The sequence below is a fragment of the Bradyrhizobium sp. SZCCHNS1022 genome, from assembly GCF_032484835.1.
Lineage (GTDB): Bacteria > Pseudomonadota > Alphaproteobacteria > Rhizobiales > Xanthobacteraceae > Bradyrhizobium.
This window is the reverse complement of record NZ_JAUETT010000001.1, coordinates 1,683,820-1,710,243: the sequence shown is the minus strand read 5'-3', so window position 1 is coordinate 1,710,243 and position 26,424 is coordinate 1,683,820. Positions and strand designations below refer to the sequence as shown.

Genomic DNA, 26,424 nt, shown 5'->3' with positions numbered 1-26,424 from the left:
CGGAGCACCTCGGGGGACTACGCCAGCGCGCTGCTGCGTCTAGTTGAACAGGTTCGGGTCTGACGACGCGCGTCATGCGGCGGCCTCTTTATCCGTAGTCTGATCTGGAGCCTGGGCCAGTTCCCATTCTACTCTCGCCGCGTCATAGATTGTGCGGTCCAGCTGAAACAGAACTCGACTGGGCTCAAAATTCGCACCCGCAATTTCCACAATTTCATGTTCGGAATCGAGATATGCGTCGAACTCGGCGAAATCGCCGTATTTCGGATTGCTTGCATCTGTAGCTGTTAATCGACTCCAAGTCGCGTCGAACAGAAAACTAACAAGCGTATCGCATAGTCCGCCCAACATGAGGGCATGCTGACGTTGCAGCGTTTTCCAGTCGAGCGATCCGCCATGACGCATGCCACTAATGTTGCTCAACTCAGCCAGGGCGCCGACGGTACCGTTAATGCTGCCTACCAGCTTTCGGATCGTCTCTCCGATGCGCTGGGCATCAGGATGTCCATCCAGACTGAAGTCCAGCGCCTTAATAATTCGGCTATTTTGTGCAGGGAAATCCTCTCCCGCAACGGAGCCCAATCCCAAATGGGGAGCGATAGTGTGAAATGTCGCTTCGAACAACGCTCGCACCCGCTCAAGGCAGCGCTCTGGTTCCCCGATAATGGTGGACTCCAAAGCATCGACATGCACCTTCAGCCGATCCGCTCTATCGGGATGGGCCTCAATCAGCGCGCGCAGCATTTGGAGACGATAGACCATCGTCACGCCGCCTCCCCCTTGGCGTCAACGTCCTTGATCCGCAACTCCCCGGATATGAGCCGGGGAAGAAGGGTATCACGCACCGTTGCAAGGCGGTCACTCTCACTCGCCAACTCGATAAGGCGCTCTACTATGGGATCTACACATGCCGCAAAGGCCTCCGAAATAGAGCCGGTCGGAATAACCATGGGCAAACGACGTAGCGTGCCTTTACTGATCTCTGGGAATGTTGAGCCGCCGGCAACCGCGCGGAACATGTCAATGTTGGTATCGCACCATAGCCAAGCATATGTTGGTGAGACGCTTTTGCGGACGATTCCTGCCATCCCTTGATTGATGGCAACCGGACGTGTGGCAAAGGCCAGGTAGCCAATGGGCGCGCGTGTTGACAAGAGCACAGACCCAACCGGCAACAACCCTGAGTTGACCACAGCCAAGCCTTGATCCGATAGCGTCCTGTCTGTGTTGAGCAGCACTGGGGACGCGAGCGGCGACAAGTCCCTTGGCGTAGCCCACTGATGATCACCTCCCCAATATCGATGATCTTCCGTACTTGGCGTGTTGCCGTTTCTAATGTCGAACACTTCGCCGAACGGAGCTTCTTGCCAGCCCTCCGGCAGCCCACCGTCGCAGAAGCGGGCCGGAAAGAGGGCCGCGGTGGTGTCGGGCAGGCCCGTAGGGCGGCCCTCCGCCTTGGCGCGGACGGGATCGAAACTCACGAACCAGCTCTTGAACAGCGCCTGCGCCATTTCCTGCAGTGTCACCGCCGTACGCCGATTCAGTTCGATCTTGTCATCAAGGGAGGAAAGAACGGCGGCAATCAATTCTTGGGAACGTTTTGGCGGGGCAGCAACTCGCCAAGATCGAAGTATACCCATGTTAATATGAGGCACGCCAGTTTGAATGGTCGCCCCTTCAAGGTAGTCAGAGAACAGCTTGGACGTCAGAAGGTAATACACAAACATAGGGTCGCTTGCTTCAACGCGAACACCCATCTGGCTTTGAGAAACGATGAATTTTTCGGCCCTCCCCTGCGGCACGATGGAAACCTGCCCCATCGTGCCACGTTGCGTTACGACAATATCCCCCGGCATGACTTGATTGGAAGCAAGGGTGCTAGCCTTCTGATCGCTGACATAGGCAAAGTCCCCCGCGATAAAACGCCCCATCTGCCCCATATTGCTTCCACGGATCACGGGGACACCATGAATGGTGTAATCCGCCTGAGTAAGGTTGGAGCCGAATGGGCCGCCGATGATGTTTTGTGGGCCACCGACAAGCTCGGCAAACGTTGTCTCTGTCCATTCACCAGCCATAGCCGACCCCCGCCAGCGCCTTGCGGATACGCTCGTCGAGCGTCGCGCCCTCTGCCATCTGTGCGCGCAGGGCTGCGGTCAGCCGCGTCATCTTGGCCTCGAAGCCTTCCTCGTCCTCTTCGGCCGCTTCGGTGCCCACGTAACGCCCCGGCGTGAGCACGAAGCCCTCCGCTTCGACCTTCTGTAGATCTACTGACTTGGCGAAGCCGGGCACATCCTGATAGCGCGCGCCCACCTCCCGCCACGCGTGATACGTGTCGGCGACCTTGGCGATGTCCTCGTCCGTCAGCTCCTTGAGGGTACGCGAGACCATGGTGCCCAAGCCCCGCGCGTCGATGAACAGGATTTCGCCGGTGCGGTCACGCAGCTTCTTATCTCGCGAGATACCATTCGACTTGTCGCGAGTCAGGAACCACAGACAGACCGGAATCTGCGTAGTGGAGAAGAGCTGTCCCGGCAGCGCAACGATGCAATCGACGAGGCCGGGATAGTGGATCTTTTTCTCGTCTTCGGTGACAGTAATGCCTTCGATCAATGCTCGGCGGATGTCACCCTCGCCGGATTGCTGGCTGGAAAGCGAGCCATTGGCCAGTACCACGCCAGCGTAACCATCCGGCGCGAGGTGATACACGATATGCTGGAGCCAAGCAAAATTGGCGTTACCAGCGGGCGGCACGCCATAGCGCCAGCGGGCGTCTCCCTTGAGCTTGTCGCCGCCCCAGTCGCTATCATTGAAGGGAGGGTTAGCGAGCACATATTTCGCCATCAGGCCCTTGTGCAGGTCCTCATGGAATGAGTCCGACCATTTCGAGCCCAGGTTGGCCTCGATGCCCCGGATGGCAAGGTTCATCTTGGCCAGCCGCCATGTGGTCGCGTTCGATTCCTGCCCGTAGACTGCGATCTGATCGCGCGCCTTCTTGGGGTCGACATGCTTGCCGGCGTGCTCCTCGACGAAGCGCTCGGACTGAACGAACATTCCCCCTGACCCACAACATGGGTCGTAGACGCGACCCTTGAACGGTTCCAGCATGGCGACGAGCAGCTTCACCACGCAGCCAGCCGTATAATACTGCCCTCCGCGTTTGCCCTCCAACTTGGCGAACTCACCAAGGAAATACTCGTAGACGCGGCCCAGGACATCCTGGCCGTGATGCGCGTCCTCAAACTTGATGTTGGAGAACAGCTCCAGCACGCCGCCCAGCCGGGTCTGGTCCAGCTCTTGACGGGCATAGTTTTTGGTCAGCACGCCCTTGAGCGTCGGGTTCTCCGCCTCGATGGCGATCATGGCCTGATCAATCAGCTCGCCAATCGTCGGCTTGGTACTGGTGGCGTTCTCCTTCAGAAAGTCCCAGCGCGCACGCTCGGGCACGAAGAAGATGCCGGCGCCGACGATCAGATCGCGGGCAGCATCGGGATCGTCGAGGAGGAATGCTTCCTCCGGGTTTGCCTTAACCTCCGCGATGCGGGCGTCGAACCGGTCGGAGATATACTTCAGGAAGATTAGCCCGAGTGCGACATGCTTATATTCGGCGGCATCCATGTTGCCCCGTAGCTTATCGGCAGCCGCGAATAGCGTAGCGGCAATGGAGAGACCCGGCTTTACATCCTTAGCGACAGTTTTCTTGTTTCCAGAATTTTTCCCGCGCGGCACCACTAAATCCCCAGTCTCTAAGCATCCCCGTTGACCAAGCCCGTTATGGTCAACAATTGTTTAATAGGAGGTAGAGCCCATCGGACCATCGCCGCCGATGCTCTCCATCGCCAAGCCCGTACGGCGGCGCCTCGGGTGAGAAGGAGCCAGCATCCTACCCCTCAACCTTCCTTGATCAAGGTACCGCCCCGGTCATTCGCCGCACGCAGGATGATGAATCCCGGCGCTCCTCGCGCGGGTCATGTCGGCAACAGCTCGCTTAGCGCACGGAAACACGCCAGGATGAGACGCCCTCTCGTCCCGATGCCTATTGGAAGACGATCGCTTTTTCTGAAGCCAGCTCCGCTGGCGGATCTGAGGACGGCCACCTGTCGTGAGCATACGTGCCCTGGAGCGTCCGCCAGCATCCGTAGACGCTTATTTGACGGATATTCGACGACTTTTGCCAGATTCAGCTAAGTCATTGATTTTATTGGCGCTCCCTAGGGGAATCGAACCCCTGTTTCAGCCTTGAGAGGGCCGCGTCCTAACCGCTAGACGAAGGGAGCGTGAGGTGAACCGAATAGCCTCGAAATCGGCGCACCGCAAGACGGGCGGCGGAATTATCCGTGAGGTTGTCGGTGGGTGGGTGGGTTTTCCGAGGGGGGCGCCTCGTGGAGAGAACCCCACCCCCAACCCCTCCCCGCAAGGGGGAGGGGGGCGCACCGCTGTCGCGGCGAGAGATCGCCCCGTATGACCGAAAAGATATCTTTTCCGCCCTCACGGCTCGACGGCGAAGCGCAGGCGGCCGGTGGGTTTCAGGGTTTTGGCGTCGTAGGTGCGGATTTCGGTGGTGCCGCCGACGTCCAGGGTCACGGCGAGGCGGTCGCCGGCCGTGGCGGTCGCGACGATCCGGGCGCCCTTGGGCAGCACGGCCGTGATATCGGGGCCGGACGCGGCGCTTCCCTCGCCCTTGAAAAGGCGGTAGCCGATGGCAACCAGCAGGACGGCGATCGCGACCGACGTCGTCACCCCTGCAATCATCATCATGCGCCGCAGCCGTGCCATCAGCTGAGCCTGCTCGGGGGATGATGCGTCCGGCGCAACGGTAGTGTTCATGGAAATCTCGGCTTCTCGTCCTCAAGGATCGGTCAGGGTCGTCGTCGCCGGCGACGAGGGCTCGTCGCGGCTCGACCGCGTACTCGCAAGCAGGCTGCCGGAGCTGTCACGGTCGCGGCTGAAGGCGCTGATCCTGGCGGGCCAAGTCAGCATCGGTCAGGTCAGCATCGGCCGAACCAACCCCGGCCAAACCAGCCCCGTCGCGGTTCGTGACCCCGCTTACCATGTCGCGGCCGGCGACACGATCACAATCGACGTGCCGGAGGCGGTGGCGGCCGAGCCCGCGGCCGAGAACATCCCGCTTCATATCGTCTACGAGGACGAGGACATCATCGTCATCGACAAGCCGGCCGGGCTGGTGGTGCATCCCGCCGTCGGCCACGAGACGGGAACGCTGGTGAACGCGCTGATCGCCCATTGCGGCGCCAGCCTGTCCGGCATCGGCGGCGTCAAGCGGCCGGGTATCGTCCATCGCCTCGACAAGGATACATCGGGGCTGATGGTGATCGCCAAGAACGACATGGCGCATCAATCCCTCAGCGCCCAGTTCGCCGATCACGGCCGCACCGGGCTGATGGAACGCGGCTATCTGGCCTTTGCCTGGGGCGTGCCGCACCGTCAGTACGGCACGATCGATGCGCCGATCGACCGCCACCCGCACGCCCGCGAGAAGATGGCCGTGCGCGAGCGCGGCCGCCACGCCGTCACCCATTACGAGGTGCAGGAAACCTTCAACGGCCGCGACGGCAAGCCGGTCGCCGCTCTTTTGGCCTGCCGTCTCGAGACCGGCCGCACCCACCAGATCCGGGTGCACCTGGCGCATCTCGGCCACCCGCTGCTTGGCGACGCTGTCTATGGCCCGCATTTCAAGACCAAGGCGAGCCAGCTCAGCCCGGCGGCCCAGGCCGCCCTCGCGTCCCTCGGCCGCCAAGCGCTACATGCATACCTTCTGGTAATAGAACACCCCAGAACCGGCGAGCTGATGCACTGGGAATCCGAGCTTCCGCCCGATCTGGCAGCTTTGCGAGGCGCGCTGGGGGCGGCGCTATGACGCAGACTGTTGAGAAAAACGTAAGTATGACAATATGTTATGGCAGCCACACGGGGACGTGACCCCTGTTATCCTTCCACCCGCGGATGATTTTAGTGTATGTTGCGTCCGCGTCGAATACCCGACGCAAGGAACATCGCAAGCTGGCCGGCTTTAAGAAAGCGACCGTCTTGCCTGGCCCGCCGCTATCGGGGGCCTGAACCAACTGGAGGGCGCTCAATGGCCCGTACAGCTACTTTACCGGTTCTCAATGGAGAATCCGGACTTTCTCGCTACCTCGCCGAAATCCGCAAGTTCCCGATGCTGGAACCGCAGGAAGAGTACATGCTTGCCAAACGTTGGCGCGAGCATGACGACAGCGACGCAGCGCAGCGACTCGTGACCAGCCACTTGCGGCTCGTGGCCAAGATCGCCATGGGCTACCGCGGCTATGGCTTGCCGATATCCGAAGTCGTCTCGGAAGGCAATGTCGGCCTGATGCAGGCTGTGAAAAGGTTCGAGCCCGAGAAGGGATTTCGTCTTGCCACCTACGCCATGTGGTGGATCAAGGCGTCAATACAAGAGTACATCCTGAGATCCTGGTCGCTCGTGAAGATGGGCACCACGGCGAACCAGAAGAAGCTGTTCTTCAACCTGCGCAAGGCCAAGAGCCGGATCTCCGCGCTGGACGAAGGCGATCTTCACCCCGATCAGGTCAAGCTGATCGCCAAGCGGCTCGGCGTGACCGCTCAGGACGTGGTCGACATGAACCGCCGCCTCGGCGGCGACGCCTCGCTGAACGCGCCGATCCGCGACGACGGCGAGGCGGGCGAATGGCAGGACTGGCTGGTCGATACCTCGCCCAACCAGGAAGCCATCATGGCCGAGCACGAGGAGTATGATCACCGCCGCGCGGCGCTGAACGGCGCGATCGGCGTGCTCAACCCGCGCGAACGCCGCATCTTCGAAGCGCGGCGGCTCGCAGAGGACCCGATGACGCTGGAGGATCTCGCCGCCGAGTTCGGCGTCTCCCGCGAGCGCGTGCGCCAGATCGAGGTTCGCGCCTTCGAGAAGGTGCAGTCGGCCGTCAAGGGCACGATCGCCAAGCAGGAAGCTGCAGCCTTGGAAGCTGCGCACTAAGCGCGGCTTCTGTCTGATCGCTCATCGGAAGCAATGAATGGAGCCGGCGGCGACGCCGGCTTTGCTGCATCAGGATGCCGAAGCGTCGTGGGCGATCTGTGCGCCCAGCAGGCCGGCGATCATATCGGGAGCAAGTGACGGAGCGCCGTCATGGAGCGCATAGCCGTTCTTGCCCTGCTTCTTCGCCACGTACAGCGCCTGGTCCGCGCGCGCGATCAAGCGGTCCGGAAAGGCCCCGACCTCGCCGCTCCATTCGGCGATGCCGATCGAGACGGCGATCGGGATGTCGGAGCCGGTACAAGCCTCCGCATCCTCGCGGCAGACCTGCAGCACGCGCCGCGCGATCATCTCCCCTTCGCGCAAGGTGGACGACGGCAACACGATGCAGAACTCGTCCCCGCCGGTCCGCGCAAGCATGTCCCCGGGCCGCAGCCGGGTCTGCGTCATCAAGGTGAAATGCTGCAGGCAGGCATCGCCCGCGGCATGGCCATAAGTGTCGTTGATGAACTTGAAGCCGTCGAGGTCGATCACAAGCAGCGCAAATGGCCGGCCCGAACGCTCCGAGCGCGCACATTCTTCGCCGAGCCGCAGCATCAGATGACGCCGATTGGCAACCCCCGTGAGATCATCGAGCAGCGCGAGATCGGCCACCTCATTACGGAGCCGGTCGACCGCCATCAGCAGGAAACCGAAATTGAGCGACATGGATAAGAAGATCAGGACCAACACCGCGACGGACTGCACGGTGCTGGAGCGGCTGATGTTGAAGTCGAGACCTGTCAGGCTGCCGGCGACACGAAACATGAAAATCGCCATGAGCAGAATGGCGAGAACTCCGGCCAACCGCGCGCCGGGATTGACGCGGCCCTTCCGCGGGTCGAGCAGCCGCCGCGCGATCAGAAACACCGGTATGAACTGGCCGATCGAATACGCGACGATTCGCAGCGGCTGGCTGTCATAGACATAGACAAAGAACGCGACCGCAGCGCCGGTCAGCAAGACGGTGAGCACCGTATTCCGCCACGACACAGGTTGATCATAGAAGCGCTGAACGCCCATCGCGCTCAAACAGATCGCGAAGACGATCATGCCGCTGCCCAACAGCAGCGGCAACATCGCGTCAAAATAGATGCGCATCAGCGCGAGCGTCGCGCCCGCCGCGGCAACGAGCGCCGATCCGGTCCAAAAGCGGGCCGCTTCCAGGTTGGGGTAGCTGCGCAGGACGTAAGCCCAGATCAAGCCCAGCGCGAGAAAGTTGACGATGAAGGCCGTCCACAGGGTCGGGACGCTCAGCATGGCGATAACAGAACGCGCGCCCTGTCCCATCGATTTACAAAGGTGGTGGCCATGAGGATCCCTGACGATCGCGACACCATGGGGCGACGGGCTTAAAGGAACCTCAATGGCAAAACCGAGATTTCGCCGTGGTTTTGAATTGATGAAGACGGCGCGTTTGCCTCCCGTTAACGCTGTGCGCCGATCCCACGCCGTCATTACCTGCAACCGAGCTGTGGATAACGGCATGACGGAGCGGTGACAGAGTGAGGCAGCCGTTCGCGAATCTGCTGGGATCATTCCCCGAGGCTGTCGCACATGCGGGCGTCCGCTGTGCCGGCCTCGCGTCGCGTTTCAATCCATGAACTCCTGAACGAGGATCCGATGGCAAAGAAAGCGAAGAAGGCCGCGAAAGCGACCAAGAAGGCCGCCAAGAAGACCAAAAAGGCTGCCAAGAAGAAGTAGTTGCGCCACCCCTTCCCCGGGTGGGAGCGCGGCTTCCACCCGGGCTCTCACCATTATCCGAAATGGGATCGTCCTAGCGATCCGTCAAGGCGAGCCGGGCGCCGAGCAGCGCAAACCCGCCGGCGAAGGCCCGACGCATCCAGCCCATCACGTTCGGCCTGGTCACGACCGCGTCGCGGACGCGGGCGGCGAACAGCCCATAAAGCACGAAGACGACGAAGGTCATCGCCATGAAGACCGCGCTGAGCAGGAGCATCTCAGGAAGCGGATGCGCCTCGTCGGCGGCGATGAACTGGGGCAGGAAGGCCAGGAAGAACATCGACAGTTTCGGATTGAGAATGTTGATCAGGAAGCCGGTGGCGATCACCTGACGGTGCGATTTCGCCTCGGCGCGCGCCTCGACCGAGAGCGCGCCGCTCTCCCGCAAGGTCTGCCAGGCCATGTACAACAGATAGAGCACGCCGCACCATTTCAGCGCGGCGAAAGCCAATGCGCTGGTGTGCAGCACGGCGGCGAGTCCGAAGATCGCGGCCAGCATCGCCGGGATGATGCCGAGCGTGCAGCCGAAAGCCGCGGCGGTGCTCGCGCGTGCCCCCCGCGCGAGCGCCACCGAGAGCGTATACAGCACGCCGGTGCCGGGCGAGGCCACCACGATCAGCGAGGTGAGGAGAAATGCGATCGACATCAGAGGCCTCCGGCTGCACTCACCACGCTGCTATCACAGCGCCGGACCCGACGGAAGCATCCGGCAGCCATCCTGCTATTCGCGCCGCCGCGCCTCGGAGGGACCGGCGGCCGTGAGCGCCATTTCGGCCTCGCGCAGCACGTCCAGCGGCGCCCACGGCTTCGACCAGAATTTGGTATCGTCCGGCAACGGCTCCGCCAAAGGCCGGCCCGAGGTCACCACCACGTTGAGCCGCGGCTGGCGCTGCTTGGCGATATGCGCGAGCTCCACCCCGCTCATCCGTCCCGCCAGATTGACATCGGTCATCAACAGCACCACGCGATTGCCGGGCTTGCTGAGAACGAGCTCCGCCGCCTCCGCGCTCTCACAGGCGATCACGTCGTAGTCGCTCTCCTCCAGCAGCATGGTCACCATATCCCGCTGCGTGGGATCATCCTCCACGATCAGGGCCGTGGCGCGGAAGGGCTTCGACTGTCCCATGCGTGTGCCTCCAAATTGTATCTTCACAAAGTAATGTGAGTTAAAAGCGGAACCGTCCGATGGTTCAGTTCCAATATCAAAAAGTCTCACGTCGCCGGCAACGCGTTGGAATACACGAGTCATCATACGAACGCGAGGCGCGCGAGGAACAACAGGCGCAAGGGGGAGCAACAAACAATGACGAGGATCAACGGAACGGCGGCGGCGGTGACGGGCGCCGCGAGCGGCATCGGGCGCGCGCTCGCACAAGAACTGGCGGCACGCGGCTGCGACCTCGCGCTCGCCGATCGCGACGAGGCCGGGCTGGCAAGCATCGCCGATGAGGTCGCCCGGCACGGCAGGAAGGTGACCACGCATCGGCTCGATGTCAGCGATGCCGGCGCGATCGCGGCGTTCGCACAAGCGGCAACCGGCGCGCACCCTTCGCTCAGCATCCTCATCAACAATGCCGGCGTCGCGCTGGCCGGGACCTTTGCCGAAATCTCGCAGGCCGACATGGAATGGCTGTTCAACATCAATTTCTGGGGCGTGGTGCACGGCACGCGCGCCTTCCTGCCGCATCTTTCGCAAAGGCCGCAAGCGCATATCGTCAACCTCTCCTCGATCTTCGGCATCATCGCGCCGCCCGGACAATGCGCCTATGCGGCGGCGAAATTCGCCGTGCGCGGCTTTTCCGAAAGCCTGCGGCATGAGCTCGCGATGGCACAAAGCCCGGTGAAGCTCTCGGTGGTGCATCCCGGCGGTATCGCCACCGCGATCGCGCGCAACGCCCGGTCCGGCAGCGGCATGACCGACAATGCGCGGCGGGCGCAGGCCATCGACCGCTTCGAGAAGCTCGCCAAGACGACGCCGAAGGATGCGGCGCTGCGGATCATCAAAGGGATCGAACGCAACGAACCGCGCATCCTGATCGGCAGCGACGCGCGCTTCATGGATCTGTTGCAGCGTCTCATGCCGGGCACCTATTGGAACGTGATGGCGAGGCGGCTCGAGAAGGCGGCGGCGAAGGCGGGGTGACCGAACGATCCTGGCAGATCTTTCGTATCTGCAGTCATCATCCGCCACCAGGTCTCGCCTCCGGCGAGCCGGATGACAGGCTCCAGCGGATGATCCAATATTCCAGAGACAGCAATTATCTCTCGATGAGCCTCGGCGTGCTGGATGCCCCGCATGCGCGGGGCATGACGAACGAGTATGAGGCGGCATTCTCGCGACATGGCATGCCCGAGTCATGATCGATAATTTAGCGCCCTCTTCAAGCAGAGGACGCAGGGAAGGCCGGGTATCCGCTGATACCCATGGCCCGCGTGCGAAAAAGAATGCACGCGGCGGTTACCACAGGTTTCAGCCGGATGATCCGGCCTTCCCTGCGCGATGGTTTACGGCTTATACGTGATCTCCCCGGGGACCGGCTTTCTTGCCCCCGTCGCGACGATGCGCCAAGGCGCATCGCGCAGGCGTCAGCACCGGGACGCCAGGACCACACGATTTCGCCGTCCGCGCTCACCTCGTTCGTCCGCGCGCAAGCTGCGCGCTGCGGGTGATCGCGTCCATCGCATCTCAGGCCCGACACTCGTGACGGTCGCGAGGCGTCCCTCTTGTGGGCCGAGACGCGAACGATTCTGCAGGTGATTTGCCCGACGACGCAAGCCGACGTGACGCGACAGATTGGCACGACGGGCAATCTGCGCATTGGGCGTATGCGCATGCTCAAGGTCGTCTTCCGGGACAGCCCAGCGGGCCGGGCTCGGAATCCATGGCCACAGGCCAACGCTGTTAGTACGGTCTGCAGGGAGTACAGTCAGCAGGCGAGAGCGCGACATCCGCCGGTGGTTATGGATTCCTGGCTCGTCGCTGCGCGACGCCCCGGAATGACGTGGAGGGTGGGAGGCAACTCCCTTCAGCGTCCCATCAGCTGATCGGCGAAGTACGCGATGGTCTTGCGGTAGATCACCGCCCTGTTCCACTCGCGCATCGCCTCGAAATTGGCGCTGCCTTCCTCATAGGATGCGCCCATCTTGAAGCCGTTGGTGTGGAGCAGGTTCGCGGTCGAGGCCAGGACGTCGGCCACGCTGTGGCGCAGGTCGACGCGGCCGTCGCCGTCGAAGTCGACGCCGTATTTGATGTAGGACGACGGCAGGAACTGGGTCTGCCCGATCTCGCCGGCATAGGCGCCGATCAAATCGCGCAAGGGCAGATCGCCGCGCTGGATGATCTGCAGAGCCGCAAGCAATTCGCCCTGGAACAGCTCGCTGCGGCGGCAGTCATGCGCCAGCGTGGCGAGCGTGCGGACCACCGGCAGCTTGCCCATGTCGCCGGTGCCGAAGTCGCTTTCCAGCCCCCAGATCGCGACCAGGATCTGCCGCGGCACGCCATATTGCTGCTCGATGCGCGCCAGCAGCGCCGCGTGGCGCTGCAGCCGGGCGCGGGCGCCGTTGATGCGGCCGGGGCCGACGCGGGTCGCGACATACTGCTCGAAGGTCTTGTTGAAGGTATAGCGCTGGCGGCGGTCGAAGGCGAGCACGCTGGGATCGATCGTCACGCCCGACAACGCTGAGCTGATCGTGCTGGAGGAGATGCCGGCCGCCTGCGCGTCCGCCGACACATTGGCGATGAAGGAGTTGAAATCGCCGCCACAGCGGGCGGCCTGCGCGGACGTTGCCGCAACACAGGCCGCGAACAACACAGCCAGACGACGGATCAGCATGCACAGTCCTCATGATCGGTATCGGGAAGCGGATCATGCCATGGCCGCAACGGTGGCGTCAAAACGGCAGAGATCGCAATCCCCGCCCGGAATGCGCTTGATCCGCGTCAATACTACGCCACCGCTCGCCCTTAAGCTCGCCGCCAAAAGGAGAGACGCCATGATCGGAATTACCCTGACCGCCGACCAGATCCGCAGTGCCCCGCCGGAGGTGCGGCGCTGGATCGAGCATCAGGTGCTGGCCGGACTCGGGCTCGCTGCGGATGCGCCGCCGCAGCCGACGCTGCCGGCACAGAGCGCGCATCTGGTTGCCCTGAACACCGACGACGCCGCGAAAGTGCTTTCGCAGATCGAAGGCATGCTGCCGGCTGTCAACGTCTTCTTCGAATTCGCCCGGCCCGGCGTCTCGCTCGGCCAGCCGCCGGTGATGATGGTCCGCCTGATCGACATCCTGCATCACACGCGGCTGCAGAACATCGGCCAGGTCATGGCCTGCCTGGAAGTGATCAACCGCGCGCTCGCCGAGGTCAGGCACGATCCATCGGTGCGCTTCTGCGGCTTCGACAATGAGGGCCATTGCCTGATCGCCCCCGAGACGCAGCGCGCCATCGCGAGCGTCTGGCAGACGGTGATCGCCAAGCAGCATGGCGTGGCCGAAGGCGAGGCGGCGTAGCGCGCGCTCAACCCCAACGACATTGACGCCGTCGTTCCGGAGCGCAGTGAAGTCAGCGAAGTCGCGGACCCAGCGACGCCATTGCACAGCATGGAATCTCGCGCAAATCTCCATCGGTCATTCCGGGACGCGCTCGAAGAGCGCGGGCCCGGAATCCATAACCACAGGCCGGGAATTTGTTGCGCAGACCTTCCTCCATCGTGCTCGAAAATGTTTCCCTGTGGGTATGGATTCCTGTATCTGACCGGGTGTCACTGTCATAGTGGCGGCGGGTAGAGACAGCTCGTTGGATTCCCGGTTGCCTCGGCGACCGTAACCCGGCTTGGGCGTCTCCGCTTGCCTTGTCTGATCGAACAGTCGCATGAGCGCCGATTTCCGGTAGCTCGCATACAGGTCTGATCCCCATGACAGCTCAGTCTCTTGCGCTCGCGGCCGGCATCGATGTCGGTCAGCGCTTTCTTGATGTCGGCCTTGCTCCCTCGGGCAAGACTTTCCGGGTTGCCAACGCTGCCGAAGGCGTTGCCGCCGTGGTCGAGCGGTTGACCCAGGCCGGCGTCGGCCGTGTCGTGCTGGAGGCGATCGGCCCCTATGCCCGGCAACTCGTCAGCGCTCTCGGCGCGGCCGGGTTCGAGGTCGGTCTCGTCAATCCGCGCCGCATCAAGGCATTCCGTGAGTTTGAAGGGCGCCGTGCCAAGACCGACAGGCTGGACGCGCGGCTGATTGCGCGCTTCGCTCTCGCCATGACCGACGCCATTCGCCCATTGCCATCCGCCGAGCAGCTGACGCTCAAGGCCCTCACCACACGTCGTCGCCAGCTCACGGAAATGATCGCCATGGAGAAGACACGGCTGAAACAAACCGCCGAGCCACTCCTATTGGACAATCACCGTGCCACCATCTCTGTTCTGACGACCCAGTGCCGCCAGATCGAGACCGAACTCGACCGCCGGATCGCCGCCGATCCGCAGCTTGCCTGCAGCTTCGAGATCCTCACCTCGATCCCCGGGATCGGCGAGCGCGTGGCCACTGTGCTGATCACCGAACTGCCTGAGATTGGCCGCGTCGATCGCAAGGCTGTCGCCAGCCTGGCCGGCCTCGCGCCGCATGTCAGCCAGTCCGGCAATGCGCCGCCCCGTGCCGCCATCTCGGGCGGCCGCCCTTGCGTGCGCACGGCGCTCTACATGGCCGCCCTCGTCGCCAGCCGTCACAATCCCCGAATGAAAGCCGCCTACCAAGCCCTGCGAGAACAGGGCAAGCCCGCCAAGCTCGCCCTCATTGCCATCGCCCGAAAGCTGTTGGTCACCGCAAACACCATGGTCAAAAACAACACCCGATATACCCAGCAATCGCTTGACAGCTAAGACAGTCGCCGGGCTCGCTCGCTTTGCGAGCGCCCCGGAATGACGTGCCCCTATCGTGTACCGCGGAGCGGGCGCCGACCTTGAACGCGCTGCTATCGATGCTAGAGTTGATGCGCTCACACGATCACGGATGACGAGCGATGGCAAACCGGACGCCGAGAAAGCGCAGCCTGTTGCGGCTGCCACTGTTTCGATTGCTGGCGATCAACCTGGCGCTCGGGCTCGGCATGGCCACGCTCCTGGTCGGCGGACTGCTCGCGCTCAATCCGGGCGGCCTGCGCCATCTGATCTTCACCGACCGTTCGCCCGGCGTCGCGCTCGGGCTGCTGTTAATGTCGTTCTTCATCACCTTCGGCTCGACCGCGATGGGCACCGCCATCATGGCGCTGGGCCGGCGCGAGGACGATGACGGCCCGCGTGGCGGCAGCCGCGCCCATGCCGCCGCCGCGCTGGTGAAGGCGGGACGGTAGGATCGAGGTCTTGCCGCGTTGACGGTGCGCTCCCCTCCCCGCAAGGGGGAGGGGAGCTCACCAACTTCGCGGCAACGAGGCCCGACCCCAATCGTCCCTAGCCCGGCTCACCAATGCCCCTTCCACCTGTTCCAGGCGAACAGCGCGTCGGCAATGCGGTCGTAGCCGAAGCGGGTGAGCGGCCGGATCGCGCGGTTGCCGAGCAGCGTGGCGAGCCAGCCCTCGCCCGGCGTCAGCTTCCAGAGCAGCAGCGCAACGTCGGCGCCCGTGATCAGCCGGCCCTCCTCGTCGGTCGCATGCAGCCGGCGCCTGACGTCATCGACATCGGCGCCGTGGGCGGCCAGCGCCTCCGGCTGCTCGTTGATGTCCCTGAACGCAACGCGGCCGGAACGCACCAGCGCCAGCAGCTTGTTGCGCTGCCAGTCGATCCCGGCATCGCAGACCGGACAGCGGGTGTTGTACCAGACGGTCAGTTGCGGCATGGACATGGGCGTCTCGTCGGCCTCGGTTTGCTGCCATCAAGGCACTTTCATCGGGCAAAATCGAGGAGTTTGCAGAGCGACCGGCGGGGCGCGGCCACCCGCTCCACGCCGGCGATTCTGCGAAACTCATATGACGGGCCGCGCAAATTCGGGCAGGGGATAGGCATTTTCTTGCGTTGACCGGGCTGGCCTCCCCGCCGTAAACGGCCTGCTATGGCGAAAAAACCCGGCTCCAATCCCAAAGGCGAATTCGCCTTCTTCAACGTCACCTACGAGGACGGCTCGCAGCGTTCCAACCGGCGGGTGCCGGCCGAGCTGCTCGGCGGCCTCGACGGCGACGAGCCCGCGCGCGGCTTCATCATGGAGCAGGACCGCGAGATCGCCGAAAAATCCGGCCGCCCGCCGCTGCAGATCAAGAGCCTTGCCCGCGTCGGCGCGAAGAAGAAGTAGCACAGCCTCAGGCTCCGTAAGGTGGGCAAAGCGCGAAGCGCGTGCCCACCGAGATCCGTGCGCCCTCTAGACGGCGGGAACGGCGCCGGTTGATCGACGGCGCAAGCTGCAACAGCGGACACGCGCCTTTGCCCACCCTATATCCGCTGCATGACATCGATTTGCCCAGCCGATCACGCGACCTTAAACGCCTGCACCGCCTGCTGCGCCCGCCGCTTCAGCCTATCCGCGAGATGCACCTCGCCCGCGCCGATCGCAGCGTTGGCTTCCTTGAGCACGCAGGCTTCGACCGATAGCTCGACGGGTACCTTCTGATTTGCAGCCATCCAATGCGCGACAGCGGCCCAGTCCCAAAGCGGACTGTCCGAGGTGACCTTGGCAACAGGCGCAGGAAAGTTCTTTCCGCGGCTTCCCTTGAAATAGTTGCTGATCGCAGCCCGCGTCAGGCCTGTCCGCTCCGCGATATCAGCAAGACTGACGAGCGGATCTGGTTCGATGCGATCGACCACGGCACCTGCCGCACGGACGTTCTCGATTGCGGACGCAACGGCTTCGTCGATCGTGTCGGCCTCCCGGGCAAAATCGAGGATGATATGTCCCTTCTGATAGGCCACGAGTGCATCGTCGCATCCGGCATCGTAAAACCGATCACCAAAATCGTCCGCCTCCGGATCAACGCCCGAGGCGATGATGCTGAACTCAAACGTCTTCATCATCTTCCTCCCTTATCCGGTGCGGACAGCCCTCGACCACTCTCCTGATCTGGCTTGCCGGCGTTCTTCAGCGTCCCGTTGACGACGCCATGGCATCGATCGGCATGATCGTGATGGGGCAGCACATCCAACCCCAACGACCCATCTTGCGATACGGGATGCCCGGATCTGTCCGCCATGGTCTAGCCCGCACCACAGTAAATATAGGACCGTTAACAATTGTAAACACTCCTGCTCGTACCCGGGGACATTCGATATACCTAGCGCAATCGATTGATAATAAAAAACAATTTGACCATACCTCCGAAACTCGCCGCATACGTCCAGTATTCGGTAGCGCTATTTGGGTATGAGTTTCGAAGAAAGTTGCCCAAACGACGTAAAAAGGAGTTGACGCAGGAACGAGAGTCGATGCAGATTGCGCTCGCGATGGCCAGGAAAAAGGATTCGAACGCTCGATATGTTGAACTGGCGGCAAAGCTTCATTTGCCGCAGGTGGTTCGCGAGATCGACGAGGCGCTTGAGGAAATGCGGCACGATTGGCTCGACATGATTGATCTTCGCAAAAGCGCCGTGCGTCGCCACGGCGATCAAGGTCAGCTGGGGGTCCCGCAGCTTCCGAATATGGATAGTACTCAGGAGCTGCCCCCCGTAGAGCGATTAAAGAGCCGGACGCGTCCTGAATTGAATGTTGAAGGCTTGGTCGCTCTCTACAAATCTGACCCCAATGGCCAGTACCCGAAACTCAGCTTTCGATCGCGAGAGAACTACGACGCGATCATATCGATAATTGTGCGCGACTATGGTTCGCGACGGTTATCCGAAATCAACGCGAGAACGCTAGTTGAGTGGCACGACGCGTGGAAGGCTGGCGGCAAGATCGCCATCGCTCATAGTAAAATCGGGATGCTGCGCAGGCTTTTCTCATTTGGCGCCACCATCCTCGAAGACCCGGAATGTCTACGTCTTTCGACCGTACTTCACACTCTCCGCTTCAAGGTTCCGAAGCGTCGCAAGGAGCAGCTCACAGCCGAACAGGTGATTGCCCTTCGAGCAAAGGCCCATGAGCGGGAACGCCCTTCAATCGCGCTGGCACAGGCTTTCCAATACGATCTTGGGCTCAAGCAAACTTGGGTAATTGGCGAATGGGTGCCGCTTGGGGAACCGGGCGATTCCGACATCAGCAAGGGCAATATGAAATGGATTCGCGGCCTGCGCTGGTCTGACATCGACGAGAATTTCGTTTTGCGATTCGCCGTCCCGGGACAAGACGAACCTTTCGTTGCGAACTTGCGCCAGTCTCCGATGGTAATGGAGGAGTTGGAGCGCAAGTTTGGATCGTCTGTTGGGGCTTACGATCCGCTTCCTAAATCGGGCGCGGTTATCGTCTCGGAGTGGGATGAATTGCCATGGACCGCGCCGGAGTTTAGGCGGTGGTGGCGTATCCTCGCGACAGCATGCGGCATCCCGCCGAACGTCCGCAACATGGATAGTCGCGCCAAAATTGGTCGCCGTCCTTCGCAGGATTATGCGGATGATGACGACGAAGATGAGATAGAAGATTTCACAGAGGATGACGGTCAGTCGCCTCTGCACTGAATAACCAGCGATTTGAATCGCTGTAGAGCTTCCCGAGGCCGCCATGGTCGGTTTTGGGGAGGGAGCCCCGGGGGGTCGGCTGTGGACCGGCCACCCCGGGGAGCAGCTACCCCCCTTTTGTACAGGGGAAAGAGCCGCCTCCGCTGACCAAGCTTTGCGGGCACGGCATCGGAGGCGGTGCTATTTTTATCATAAGATTCAGTTAGATAAAAGAGATTTTGGGCCGAGAGCCAACCTTAACGCCATTAAGGAAAACTTTTCATTTCGGCCGATAAATTGACGTACCCAAACACGTGTTAGCCCGCATGAGCGTCAGCGATATGCGGGACTTTGAAGAACCCGGATGTCGCTTCGCCCATCCGGGCTACGCCGTGCTCAATTATCCAAGAAGCTCCGCAGCTTCCGCGACCTCGACGGATGCTTCAGCTTCCGCAAAGCCTTGGCTTCGATCTGACGAATGCGTTCGCGGGTGACCGAGAACTGCTGGCCGACCTCTTCGAGCGTGTGGTCGGTGTTCATGCCGATGCCGAAGCGCATGCGTAGCACGCGTTCTTCGCGCGGCGTCAAAGAAGCCAGCACGCGCGTGGTGGTCTCGCGCAGGTTGGACTGGATCGCCGCATCGATCGGCAGGATCGCGTTCTTGTCCTCGATGAAGTCGCCGAGATGGCTGTCTTCCTCGTCGCCCACCGGGGTCTCAAGCGACAGCGGCTCCTTGGCGATCTTCAGGACCTTGCGCACCTTCTCCAGGGGCATGCCGAGCTTCTCGGCCAGCTCCTCCGGGGTCGGCTCGCGGCCGATCTCGTTGAGCATCTGGCGCGAGGTGCGCACGATCTTGTTGATCGTCTCGATCATGTGCACGGGAATGCGGATGGTGCGGGCCTGGTCGGCGATCGAGCGCGTGATCGCCTGCCGGATCCACCAAGTGGCGTAGGTCGAGAACTTGTAGCCGCGGCGGTATTCGAACTTATCGACCGCCTTCATCAACCCGATATTGCCTTCCTGGATCAGGTCGAGGAACTGCAGGCCGCGGTTGGTGTATTTCTTGGCGATCGAGATCACGAGGCGAAGGTTGGCTTCCACCATCTCCTTCTTGGCCTGGCGCGCCTCGCGCTCGCCCTTCTGCACCGAGTGCACGATCTTGCGGAATTCGACGATCTCGAGCCCGGTCAGCGCCGCCAGCGACTGCACCTCCTGGCGCAGCTCCTTGATGCGGTCCTTCTCGTAATGGACGAAGTTCTTCCAGCCCTTGGCCGACAGTTTCGAGACGCGATTGAGCCAGCGCGGATCGAGCTCCGAGCCCTGGTAGTTGCGCAGGAAATCCTCGCGCGCCACGCCATGGCTGTCGGACAGCCGCATCAGGCGGGTCTCGAACGAGACCAGCTTCTTGTTGATATCGTAGAGCTGCTCGACCAGGGAATCGATGCGGGCCTGGTTCAGCCGCAGCGACTTCACCTCGACGATGATCTCGTCCTTCAGCTTCTTGTACTTGCGCTCCTGCGAGGGCGAGAGCGACTCGCTCTGCAGCTGGTTCTGGATGTCCTGCTCCTGCAGGCGGCGCAGCTTCTTGTACTCGCTCGCGATCTTGTCGAAGGTCTCGACCACCTTCGGCTTCAGCTCGGCCTCGATGGCCGCGAGCGACATCTGGTTCTCGAACTCGTCGTCCTCCATGTCGGCTTCGGCTGCGGCCTCGCCCGGATCCTTTTCCTCCACGTCAGCGGCGGCAGGCGCGGGACGGAACGGGGTCGGCTGCGGGGGAGCGGCAGGCGGGGCGACAAGAGCCGGTGCGGCGCCTTGCGCCTCGGGCGGATCGGCCTCGGCCGTCTCGCCATCACCGCCATTGGGCGCGGCAATCGCCGGGTTGAGTCCGCCCTTGGACTCCGGGCCGGCATAGGTGGCTTCGAGATCGATGATGTCGCGGAGGAAGATCTTGCCTTCGTTGAGCTCGTCGCGCCAGATGATGATGGCCTGGAAGGTCAGCGGGCTTTCGCAGAGCCCTGCGATCATCGCCTCGCGGCCGGCCTCGATGCGCTTGGCGATCGCGATCTCGCCCTCACGCGAGAGCAATTCCACCGTGCCCATCTCGCGCAGATACATGCGCACGGGATCGTCGGTGCGTTCGCCCGGCTCCGACTTCTTGACCTCGGTGACGGCCTTCTGCGTGATCTCGACGAGCTCGTTGTCGGTCTCGTCCTCGGCCTCGTCCTTGTCCTCTTCGCCCTCGGCGTCCTCGGCCTCGGTGACGTTGATGCCCATGTCGGAGAGCATCGACATGATGTCCTCGATCTGCTCGGGCGAGGTGGTGTCGGACGGCAAGACTTCGTTGAGCTGATCGAAGGTCACGAAGCCGCGCTTCTTGGCCTGCTTGATCATCTTCTTGACGGCGGCGTCCGACAGGTCGAGCAACGGGGAAGGCGCATCGGTGGCGTCCTTCTCAGGCGTATCCACCGCCTTGTCGTCCTTTTCCTTGTCTTTCACCTGCAGCGTCTTTGCCTTCGTGGCCATTCATTGCTCCCGAAACGCGCCCGCTTTGCCTGTGGCAATCTCGCACCTTGGCATTGCGGCACCCGCCTGATCTACTTACTGTCCTCGACGCGGAAAGGGTGGCGCACTTTTACGTCGCCACCCCCTAATTTCTGTCACCGGTGTGTCGCTTTAAGGCCCGGCGAAAGCTTTTTTGCACACGGCATGGTCTTACCATGCGACGTCTTACCCTGCGGTGTGCCTGCAAAAGCGATACCGGTTTACAGTCGGACGACGCCCGCCGTTACGCCATCCAACGTAACGCGGCTGCCGACGGCCCCAGCGACCCCACTCTTGAAAATGCTCCGGACCCCTTAAACTTCGCTTAACCCTGTTTGTGCAGCCAAACCATGGGTTTGGCGAGTCATTTCGCGAGGCCTGGCGTCGCAAGGCCTGGTGGCGGACCGTTCGACCGGATGTGCGCTACACATTCCGGCTGAACCGGCCGGACAGTTCCCCGAAGCCCTCGATGAGCGCTTCGGTCCCGTCCATCTCGGCCATTCTGGCCTTCACGTCCTTCAGCCAACCCAGATTTGCGTCGCTCGGGTCGTCCCCAAGCGCCAGCTCGGCGTCCTTCAATTCCCTAAATAATGTGTGCCACTGCCGATGCAAGGCAACCAATTGATGCCAGGTGGAAAGAACATCCTCGCGCGCTGCGCCGGGCCCGACCGCCCAGACCGCGGCGGTGGTGATCGCACGCTCAACCCTTTGAAGAATTTGTAAAAATCCGGCCGCATCGAGATCGGCGCGCATCTTCTCGGCCTGCTCTTCCGGATCCGGCGAATGGTGGTGGTCATGCGCGAAGGCGGCGATGATGGCGGCGCGCAGCTTGTGCGCTTCCATGTGCGGAAGTTCCAGCGCGGCCGCCTCCTCCAGATGGTCGTGCAGGAGCCAGGGATGATTGACGAGGCAGAGCAGGATCAGCGCCTCGCGGCGCGAGATCGCCGAACGCTGGCCGCGCATGAGCGGGCTGGCCGCGAGTTGTGGGCTCGCCGCCTGGTACGGTCCGCGGCCCAGTGGCGCCCCTGTGGATAAGCCGCCGCCGCGGCGGGGGCCTGTGGACAACCGTCCAGATGACTGTCCCAGAGCGGGACCGCGCGGGGCAAAACGGCGTCCTGATTCGGCACCGAAGGAGCGGCCGAAGCCGCGGCCACCTTCGGGAGCGAAGGCGCGACCCAACCGCTCGGAGAGGTCCTGGCGGTAGTAGCGGCGCACCACCTCGTCGCCGATGCCGTTGGTGAGCTGGCCGATCCGCGCCTCCAGCGCCGCGCGCCGCTCCGGCGTATTGAAGCTGCCGCCCTCGATCTCGCGGCTCCAGATCACCTCGGCAAGCGGCTTGGCCACGGCCAGCACCTCCTCGACCGCGCCGCGGCCGCCCGAGCGGACCAAATCGTCGGGGTCCTGGCCTTCGGGCAGCAGCGCAAAGCGCAGGCTCTTGCCGGGCTTCAGGTGCGGCAGCGCGAGGTCAGCGGCGCGATAGGCGGCCTTCTGTCCGGCGCGGTCGCCGTCGAAGCAGAGGATCGGCTCGTCGACCATCTTCCAGAGCAGCGCGAGCTGGTTTTCCGTCAGCGCGGTGCCGAGCGGCGCCACGGCGCCTGGAAAGCCCGCCGTGACCATCGCGATCACGTCGACATAGCCCTCGACCACGATCAGGGCGCTGCCGTTATGCGTCGCCTGGCGCGCAGTGGCGAGGTTGTAGAGATTGTCGCCCTTGTGGAAGAGCGGCGTCTCCGGCGAATTGAGATATTTGGCCGGAACGTCCTTCTCCAGCGCGCGGCCGCCGAAGGCGATCACGCGGCCTCTGGCATCGGTGATCGGGAACATCACGCGATCGCGGAAGCGATCGTACGGCACCGGGATATCGTCGCCGCCGATCAGCAATCCCGCCTCGACCATGTCGGTGACGGGAATGCCGTGGGATCCTAAAAACTCCTTCAGCGCGAAACGTTCGGGGGGCGCATAGCCGAGCCGGAATGCGAGCTGCGTCTGCGGCTGGATCGCGCGATCGGCGAGATAGCCGCGCGCTTTCGCACCCAGCCGCGAGGCCAGCGTCTCAGCGAAGAATTTCGCCGCCAGCTCCATCACGTCATAGAGAGACTTCCGATGCTGCTCATGCCGCGCGGCGTCCGGCGTCGCCACCGGCAGCGCCAGGCCGGCGAGGCCCGCCAGCCGCTCGACGGCTTCGGGGAAGGAAACGCCCTCGGTCTCCATCACGAAATCGAAGATGTTGCCGTGCTTGCCGGAGGAGAAATCGTGGTAAAAGCCCTTCTGGTCGTTGACGTAGAAGGACGGCGTCTTCTCCTGCTGGAACGGCGACAGGCCCTTATATTCGCGCCCGGCCTTCTTCAGCTTCACGCGGCGGCCGACCACGTCCGAGACCGGGAGCCGGGCGCGGAGCTCGTCGAGAAATTCCTGCGTGAAGCGGGCCATAGGGTTGGGGGCTGTCTCCGGCCGATGCCAAGGTACTAGGCATATAGGAGCAGTTCACAAAATGTGAACTTAATCGCCGTTGTACGGGCTATTCACAGGGCTCCTGGCATCAATGCTCCAGGAACCTGCCCGAACCGATCCGCGGCAGCTCCGCGACCGGCCAGTTGTAGAGATAGGTCCAGGCTTCCCGCGAGCTGCCGTCGGCAAGCCGCACATCGAGCAGCCGCCGCACATATTCGGTGGGCTCGGCAAAACCCTCGCCGCAGGCTTCATACATGTCGAACTCGGCCAGCAGGGCGAGCGGCTCGCGCAGGCGGAACAGCTCGCCATGCACGATGTCGGCGGCATCGTCGGAGAGCACGAGGCCGGGATAATGTTTCACCAGATAGAGCCGGCCCTGACAGCGGGCTTCGCCGAGAAACTCGGCATTGGCCGCGAGCAGCCGCGCCATCGGATGATCGAAGCCGCGCATCAAGGTGCCGTAAACGAAGAGCAGGTCGGAGGTCATGCTGCTCTATAGCCGCCATCGCGAGCGAAGCGAAGCTCGGCGGGGCGACGTCAAAGCCACGGGCGTGCCCGGATGGACTTTCGTCTGCCCGATTTTAGAATCACCATATCGTCCTTGAAGGCCCCGAATCACGTCATGACTGTCCAAGGCAACGCCGCCGCACCCACCCTGCTCGGGGCCGATGAGATCCCGCCTGTGCTCGAACGGAATGCGGGCGGCCGCTCGCCATTCCTGTTCGCCTGCGATCATTACGGCCGGCTGCTGCCCCGCGCGCTCGGCGACCTCGGCCTGCCCGCGAGCGAGCTCGAACGTCACATCGCTGTCGACATCGGCATCGCCGGCGTGGCGGAGGCCGTGTCCGACGCGCTCGACGGCCATCTGATCGCGCAGCGCTATTCGCGGCTCGTGATCGACTGCAACCGACCACCGAAGGCGCCGAACGCGATCCCGATGATCAGCGAGCACACCACGATCCCGGGCAATGAGGGCCTGACGCACGAGGCCGCCGAGCTCAGGCGCCGCGCGATCTTCGCTCCGTATCATGACCGCATCGGTGCTGTGATCGAGGCGCGCCAGCGCGCCGGCCAGCCGACGTTGCTGCTGGCGCTGCACAGCTTCACGCCGGTCTATGCCGGCATCAAGCGGCCCTGGCATGTCGGCACGCTCTACCAGCGCGACCGCACGCTGCCGCCGCTCTTGCTGCAGGCGTTGCGTGCCGAGCCGGAGCTCGTGGTCGGCGACAACCAGCCTTATGCCGTCAGCGAAGCAACCGACTACACCATCCCGGTCCATGGCGAGGCGCGCGGGCTGATCAACTCCGGCATCGAAATCCGCCAGGACCTGATCGCGGACGCGGACGGCCAGCAGCAATGGGCCGAACGGCTGGTCCGGATCTTTGGCGAGATCGAAGTGACCCTGCGGGCGCAAGGTCTGGTCTGAGCCCGCGCGGAGCGGCCTACTCCGTCATGTCGCTCTCATCGGGCCTTGCGGCGAGCAGGCCGGCAAGACGCGTCAAGGCAATACGCAGCTCGCCGTGGCTCGGCAGCCCGAGCGCGAGGCGCACTGCATTGGGCGAATGTCCATGCGCGATGGCAAAGGCGCTGGCCGGCGTGATCGCGATGCCGGCGCGCGCGGCGGCCGCGGTCAGCGTTTCGGCGCGCCAGCCGTCCGGCAGATTGAGCCAGACGTGATAGGAGCGCGGATCGGCGTCGATGTGATAGCCCGCCAGACATTCGGTCACGATCGCCTGCCGCGCCACCGCATCCGACCGCTTGCGCCGCGTGATCTCCGCCGCGGTGCCGTCGGCCAGCAGCGCCATGCCGGCGGCCAGCGCCAGCGACGTCACCGACCACGCGCCCGTGCGCACGGTGACCGCGAATTTTTCGCGCAGATGCGAGGGCACATAGAGAAAGCCCACGGCAATGCCCGGCGCCAGCCGCTTGGCGAGGCTGTCGACGATCACCGCGCGCTCCTCGGCCTGCGAGGCGAGCGGCGCCGCATCGCTCAGGAAACCGTAGACCAGATCCTCGATGATCATCAGGTCGAGCTTGCGGACGATGCGGACGATCTCCTCGCGCCTGGCATCGCTCATGGTGTGGCCGAGCGGATTCTGCATCACCGGCTGGAGGTAGATCGCGTTCAGCGCGTGCGCGCGATGCGCCTTGACCAGCGCGTCAGCACGGATGCCCTCGCCATCCATCGCGAGCGGCACCAGGGTGACACCGAGTCGGGCGGCGATGCCCTTGATCATCGGATAGGTGACGGCTTCGACTCCGAGCCGACCACCGACCGGGACCAGCGCTGACACGGCCGCCGCCAGCGACTGCCGGCCGCTGCCGGCGAACAGGAAATTCTCCGCCCGTGGCCGCCAGCGATCGGTCGCGAAAAAGCTCGCGCTGGTCCGCCCGGCCTCGGCCAGGCGGCGCTGGGTGATCGGGGCCAGCACCGTGCCCAGCACGTCCGGCCGTTGCCAGCTCTGCAGCGATTTGGCGATCAAGGCAGCCTGGTCGGGCAGGGTCGGAAAATTGAACTCGAGGTCGATGCGGCCATCGAACGGCTCCAGCCGCAGTGCCGGCAGCGGCGCCAGCGTCTCGCCCGCAACGAAGGTGCCGCGGCCGACCTCCCCGACGACGAGGCCCCGGCGCAGCAGCTCGGCATAGACCCGTGCCGCGGTCGAGGCGGCAATGCCCCGCTCATAAGCGAATTGCCGCTGCGGCGGCAGCCGGTCGCCGGCCTTGAGCCGGCCATTGGCGATATCGGCTGCGATGGCGTCGACCAGAACGGTATACGAAGCATTCATGCTATATTGCTCCGAGTGCAATGTTTTAATTGCACCGAACATTGTACTGCGCGATTGCTCTCCGAACAATGAAGGACTTGAAGAGCAATAGGTGACACATGGCATATTCCCTGGCGCAGCGTTGGGCAACCACGCAAACTGCCCACGGAGAAGGCACGCTGTTGCAGCTTCCGCAAACGTGGCTGCAGCGCTGGTCCTGGCGGCATGAACTGGCGACGCTGGACAACGATCAGCTGCGCGACTGCGGTCTCGATCCCGAAGCCGTTCGCCGTGAGGCGACCAAGCCGTTCTGGCGGGCATAGAGCCTAGA

26 protein-coding genes and 1 tRNA gene are annotated in these 26,424 nt (G+C 63.1%); 12 read left to right on the top strand and 15 right to left on the bottom strand.

Going from position 1 to position 26,424, the window contains the following annotated elements:
* Positions 1 to 72: 72 nt before the first annotated feature.
* From QX071_RS07790 to QX071_RS07770, 5 genes are all read right to left on the bottom strand, one after another.
* Positions 73 to 762, bottom strand: coding sequence for an abortive infection family protein (locus QX071_RS07790; RefSeq protein ID WP_316171810.1), 690 nt, complete (start codon positions 760 to 762; stop codon positions 73 to 75).
* Positions 763 to 764: 2 nt separating this feature from the next.
* Positions 765 to 2,078 (bottom strand): restriction endonuclease subunit S, encoded by a 1,314-nt coding sequence (locus QX071_RS07785; RefSeq protein WP_316171511.1) that lies wholly within the window; start codon positions 2,076 to 2,078, stop codon positions 765 to 767.
* A complete protein-coding gene (locus tag QX071_RS07780) occupies positions 2,068 to 3,729 on the bottom strand; it encodes a class I SAM-dependent DNA methyltransferase (protein WP_316171509.1) in 1,662 nt (553 codons plus the stop codon). The genes QX071_RS07785 and QX071_RS07780 overlap by 11 nt, the downstream gene beginning before the upstream one ends.
* A gap of 473 nt (positions 3,730 to 4,202) precedes the next feature.
* Positions 4,203 to 4,277 (bottom strand) — tRNA-Glu (locus tag QX071_RS07775).
* Positions 4,278 to 4,488: 211 nt separating this feature from the next.
* Entirely contained in the window at positions 4,489 to 4,827 is a 339-nt protein-coding gene (locus QX071_RS07770; protein WP_315701436.1) for a hypothetical protein, read from the bottom strand.
* Between QX071_RS07770 and QX071_RS07765 the strand changes: the two genes are divergently transcribed.
* Positions 4,826 to 5,878, top strand: a complete 1,053-nt coding sequence (locus QX071_RS07765) for an RluA family pseudouridine synthase (RefSeq protein ID WP_315701437.1) — start codon at positions 4,826 to 4,828, stop codon at positions 5,876 to 5,878. The two genes, QX071_RS07770 and QX071_RS07765, sit on opposite strands and share 2 nt — an antisense overlap.
* Positions 5,879 to 6,097: 219 nt before the next feature.
* On the top strand, positions 6,098 to 6,997 hold the full coding sequence (rpoH, locus tag QX071_RS07760; protein ID WP_315703097.1) for an RNA polymerase sigma factor RpoH: 900 nt from the start codon (positions 6,098 to 6,100) through the stop codon (positions 6,995 to 6,997).
* A gap of 69 nt (positions 6,998 to 7,066) precedes the next feature.
* Here rpoH and QX071_RS07755 read toward each other — a convergent pair whose 3' ends face one another.
* Positions 7,067 to 8,293, bottom strand: coding sequence for a GGDEF domain-containing protein (locus QX071_RS07755; protein WP_315701438.1), 1,227 nt, complete (start codon positions 8,291 to 8,293; stop codon positions 7,067 to 7,069).
* A gap of 297 nt (positions 8,294 to 8,590) precedes the next feature.
* Here QX071_RS07755 and QX071_RS07750 point away from each other — a divergent pair, with 297 nt between their 5' ends.
* Complete coding sequence (locus QX071_RS07750; RefSeq protein ID WP_315701440.1) at positions 8,591 to 8,737, top strand: hypothetical protein; 147 nt, start codon at positions 8,591 to 8,593, stop codon at positions 8,735 to 8,737.
* Between the two features lie 73 nt (positions 8,738 to 8,810).
* On the opposite strand, the gene QX071_RS07745 is transcribed toward QX071_RS07750, so the two are convergent.
* Positions 8,811 to 9,422, bottom strand: coding sequence for a LysE family translocator (locus QX071_RS07745; protein ID WP_315701441.1), 612 nt, complete (start codon positions 9,420 to 9,422; stop codon positions 8,811 to 8,813).
* Positions 9,423 to 9,497: 75 nt separating this feature from the next.
* Entirely contained in the window at positions 9,498 to 9,902 is a 405-nt protein-coding gene (locus tag QX071_RS07740) for a response regulator (RefSeq protein ID WP_315701442.1), read from the bottom strand.
* 177 nt (positions 9,903 to 10,079) lie between these two features.
* On the opposite strand from QX071_RS07740, the gene QX071_RS07735 reads away from it, so the two are divergent.
* A complete protein-coding gene (locus tag QX071_RS07735; protein WP_315701443.1) occupies positions 10,080 to 10,919 on the top strand; it encodes an SDR family NAD(P)-dependent oxidoreductase in 840 nt (279 codons plus the stop codon).
* A complete protein-coding gene (locus QX071_RS07730; RefSeq protein WP_315701444.1) occupies positions 10,916 to 11,137 on the top strand; it encodes a hypothetical protein in 222 nt (73 codons plus the stop codon). Before QX071_RS07735 ends, QX071_RS07730 begins: the two co-directional genes overlap by 4 nt.
* 665 nt (positions 11,138 to 11,802) lie before the next feature.
* Here the strand turns inward: QX071_RS07730 and QX071_RS07725 are convergent.
* A complete protein-coding gene (locus tag QX071_RS07725) occupies positions 11,803 to 12,609 on the bottom strand; it encodes a lytic murein transglycosylase (protein ID WP_315701445.1) in 807 nt (268 codons plus the stop codon).
* Positions 12,610 to 12,769: 160 nt separating this feature from the next.
* Here QX071_RS07725 and QX071_RS07720 point away from each other — a divergent pair, with 160 nt between their 5' ends.
* The 3 genes from QX071_RS07720 to QX071_RS07710 all read left to right on the top strand — a co-directional run bounded on the left by QX071_RS07720 (position 12,770) and on the right by QX071_RS07710 (position 15,113).
* Positions 12,770 to 13,282, top strand: coding sequence for a hypothetical protein (locus QX071_RS07720; protein ID WP_315701446.1), 513 nt, complete (start codon positions 12,770 to 12,772; stop codon positions 13,280 to 13,282).
* A 404-nt stretch (positions 13,283 to 13,686) separates the two neighbouring features.
* Positions 13,687 to 14,643 carry an IS110 family transposase gene (locus QX071_RS07715; RefSeq protein ID WP_315701447.1) on the top strand — a complete coding sequence of 319 codons (957 nt, stop codon included), beginning with the start codon at positions 13,687 to 13,689 and terminating at the stop codon, positions 14,641 to 14,643.
* Positions 14,644 to 14,783: 140 nt separating this feature from the next.
* A complete protein-coding gene (locus QX071_RS07710; RefSeq protein WP_315701448.1) occupies positions 14,784 to 15,113 on the top strand; it encodes a hypothetical protein in 330 nt (109 codons plus the stop codon).
* 107 nt (positions 15,114 to 15,220) lie between these two features.
* On the opposite strand, the gene QX071_RS07705 is transcribed toward QX071_RS07710, so the two are convergent.
* Positions 15,221 to 15,595, bottom strand: coding sequence for a thiol-disulfide oxidoreductase DCC family protein (locus QX071_RS07705; protein WP_315703098.1), 375 nt, complete (start codon positions 15,593 to 15,595; stop codon positions 15,221 to 15,223).
* Between the two features lie 213 nt (positions 15,596 to 15,808).
* Here QX071_RS07705 and QX071_RS07700 point away from each other — a divergent pair, with 213 nt between their 5' ends.
* Complete coding sequence (locus tag QX071_RS07700; RefSeq protein WP_315701449.1) at positions 15,809 to 16,045, top strand: hypothetical protein; 237 nt, start codon at positions 15,809 to 15,811, stop codon at positions 16,043 to 16,045.
* 173 nt (positions 16,046 to 16,218) lie between these two features.
* On the opposite strand, the gene QX071_RS07695 is transcribed toward QX071_RS07700, so the two are convergent.
* A complete protein-coding gene (locus QX071_RS07695) occupies positions 16,219 to 16,758 on the bottom strand; it encodes a helix-turn-helix transcriptional regulator (RefSeq protein WP_315701450.1) in 540 nt (179 codons plus the stop codon).
* 411 nt (positions 16,759 to 17,169) lie between these two features.
* Between QX071_RS07695 and QX071_RS07690 the strand changes: the two genes are divergently transcribed.
* Complete coding sequence (locus QX071_RS07690; RefSeq protein ID WP_315701451.1) at positions 17,170 to 18,357, top strand: hypothetical protein; 1,188 nt, start codon at positions 17,170 to 17,172, stop codon at positions 18,355 to 18,357.
* Between the two features lie 375 nt (positions 18,358 to 18,732).
* Here QX071_RS07690 and rpoD read toward each other — a convergent pair whose 3' ends face one another.
* From rpoD to QX071_RS07675, 3 genes are all read right to left on the bottom strand, one after another.
* Complete coding sequence (gene rpoD, locus QX071_RS07685) at positions 18,733 to 20,859, bottom strand: RNA polymerase sigma factor RpoD (RefSeq protein WP_315701452.1); 2,127 nt, start codon at positions 20,857 to 20,859, stop codon at positions 18,733 to 18,735.
* A 441-nt stretch (positions 20,860 to 21,300) separates the two neighbouring features.
* Complete coding sequence (gene dnaG / locus QX071_RS07680; RefSeq protein ID WP_315701453.1) at positions 21,301 to 23,307, bottom strand: DNA primase; 2,007 nt, start codon at positions 23,305 to 23,307, stop codon at positions 21,301 to 21,303.
* Positions 23,308 to 23,416: 109 nt separating this feature from the next.
* Complete coding sequence (locus QX071_RS07675) at positions 23,417 to 23,815, bottom strand: gamma-glutamylcyclotransferase family protein (protein WP_315701455.1); 399 nt, start codon at positions 23,813 to 23,815, stop codon at positions 23,417 to 23,419.
* A 135-nt stretch (positions 23,816 to 23,950) separates the two neighbouring features.
* Here QX071_RS07675 and QX071_RS07670 point away from each other — a divergent pair, with 135 nt between their 5' ends.
* Complete coding sequence (locus tag QX071_RS07670; protein ID WP_315701456.1) at positions 23,951 to 24,754, top strand: N-formylglutamate amidohydrolase; 804 nt, start codon at positions 23,951 to 23,953, stop codon at positions 24,752 to 24,754.
* Between the two features lie 16 nt (positions 24,755 to 24,770).
* Here the strand turns inward: QX071_RS07670 and QX071_RS07665 are convergent, their stop codons facing one another.
* Positions 24,771 to 26,114, bottom strand: a complete 1,344-nt coding sequence (locus QX071_RS07665; protein WP_409977526.1) for a PLP-dependent aminotransferase family protein — start codon at positions 26,112 to 26,114, stop codon at positions 24,771 to 24,773.
* A gap of 98 nt (positions 26,115 to 26,212) precedes the next feature.
* Here QX071_RS07665 and QX071_RS07660 point away from each other — a divergent pair, with 98 nt between their 5' ends.
* Positions 26,213 to 26,416, top strand: a complete 204-nt coding sequence (locus QX071_RS07660) for a DUF1127 domain-containing protein (RefSeq protein WP_315701458.1) — start codon at positions 26,213 to 26,215, stop codon at positions 26,414 to 26,416.
* Positions 26,417 to 26,424: the final 8 nt, after the last annotated feature.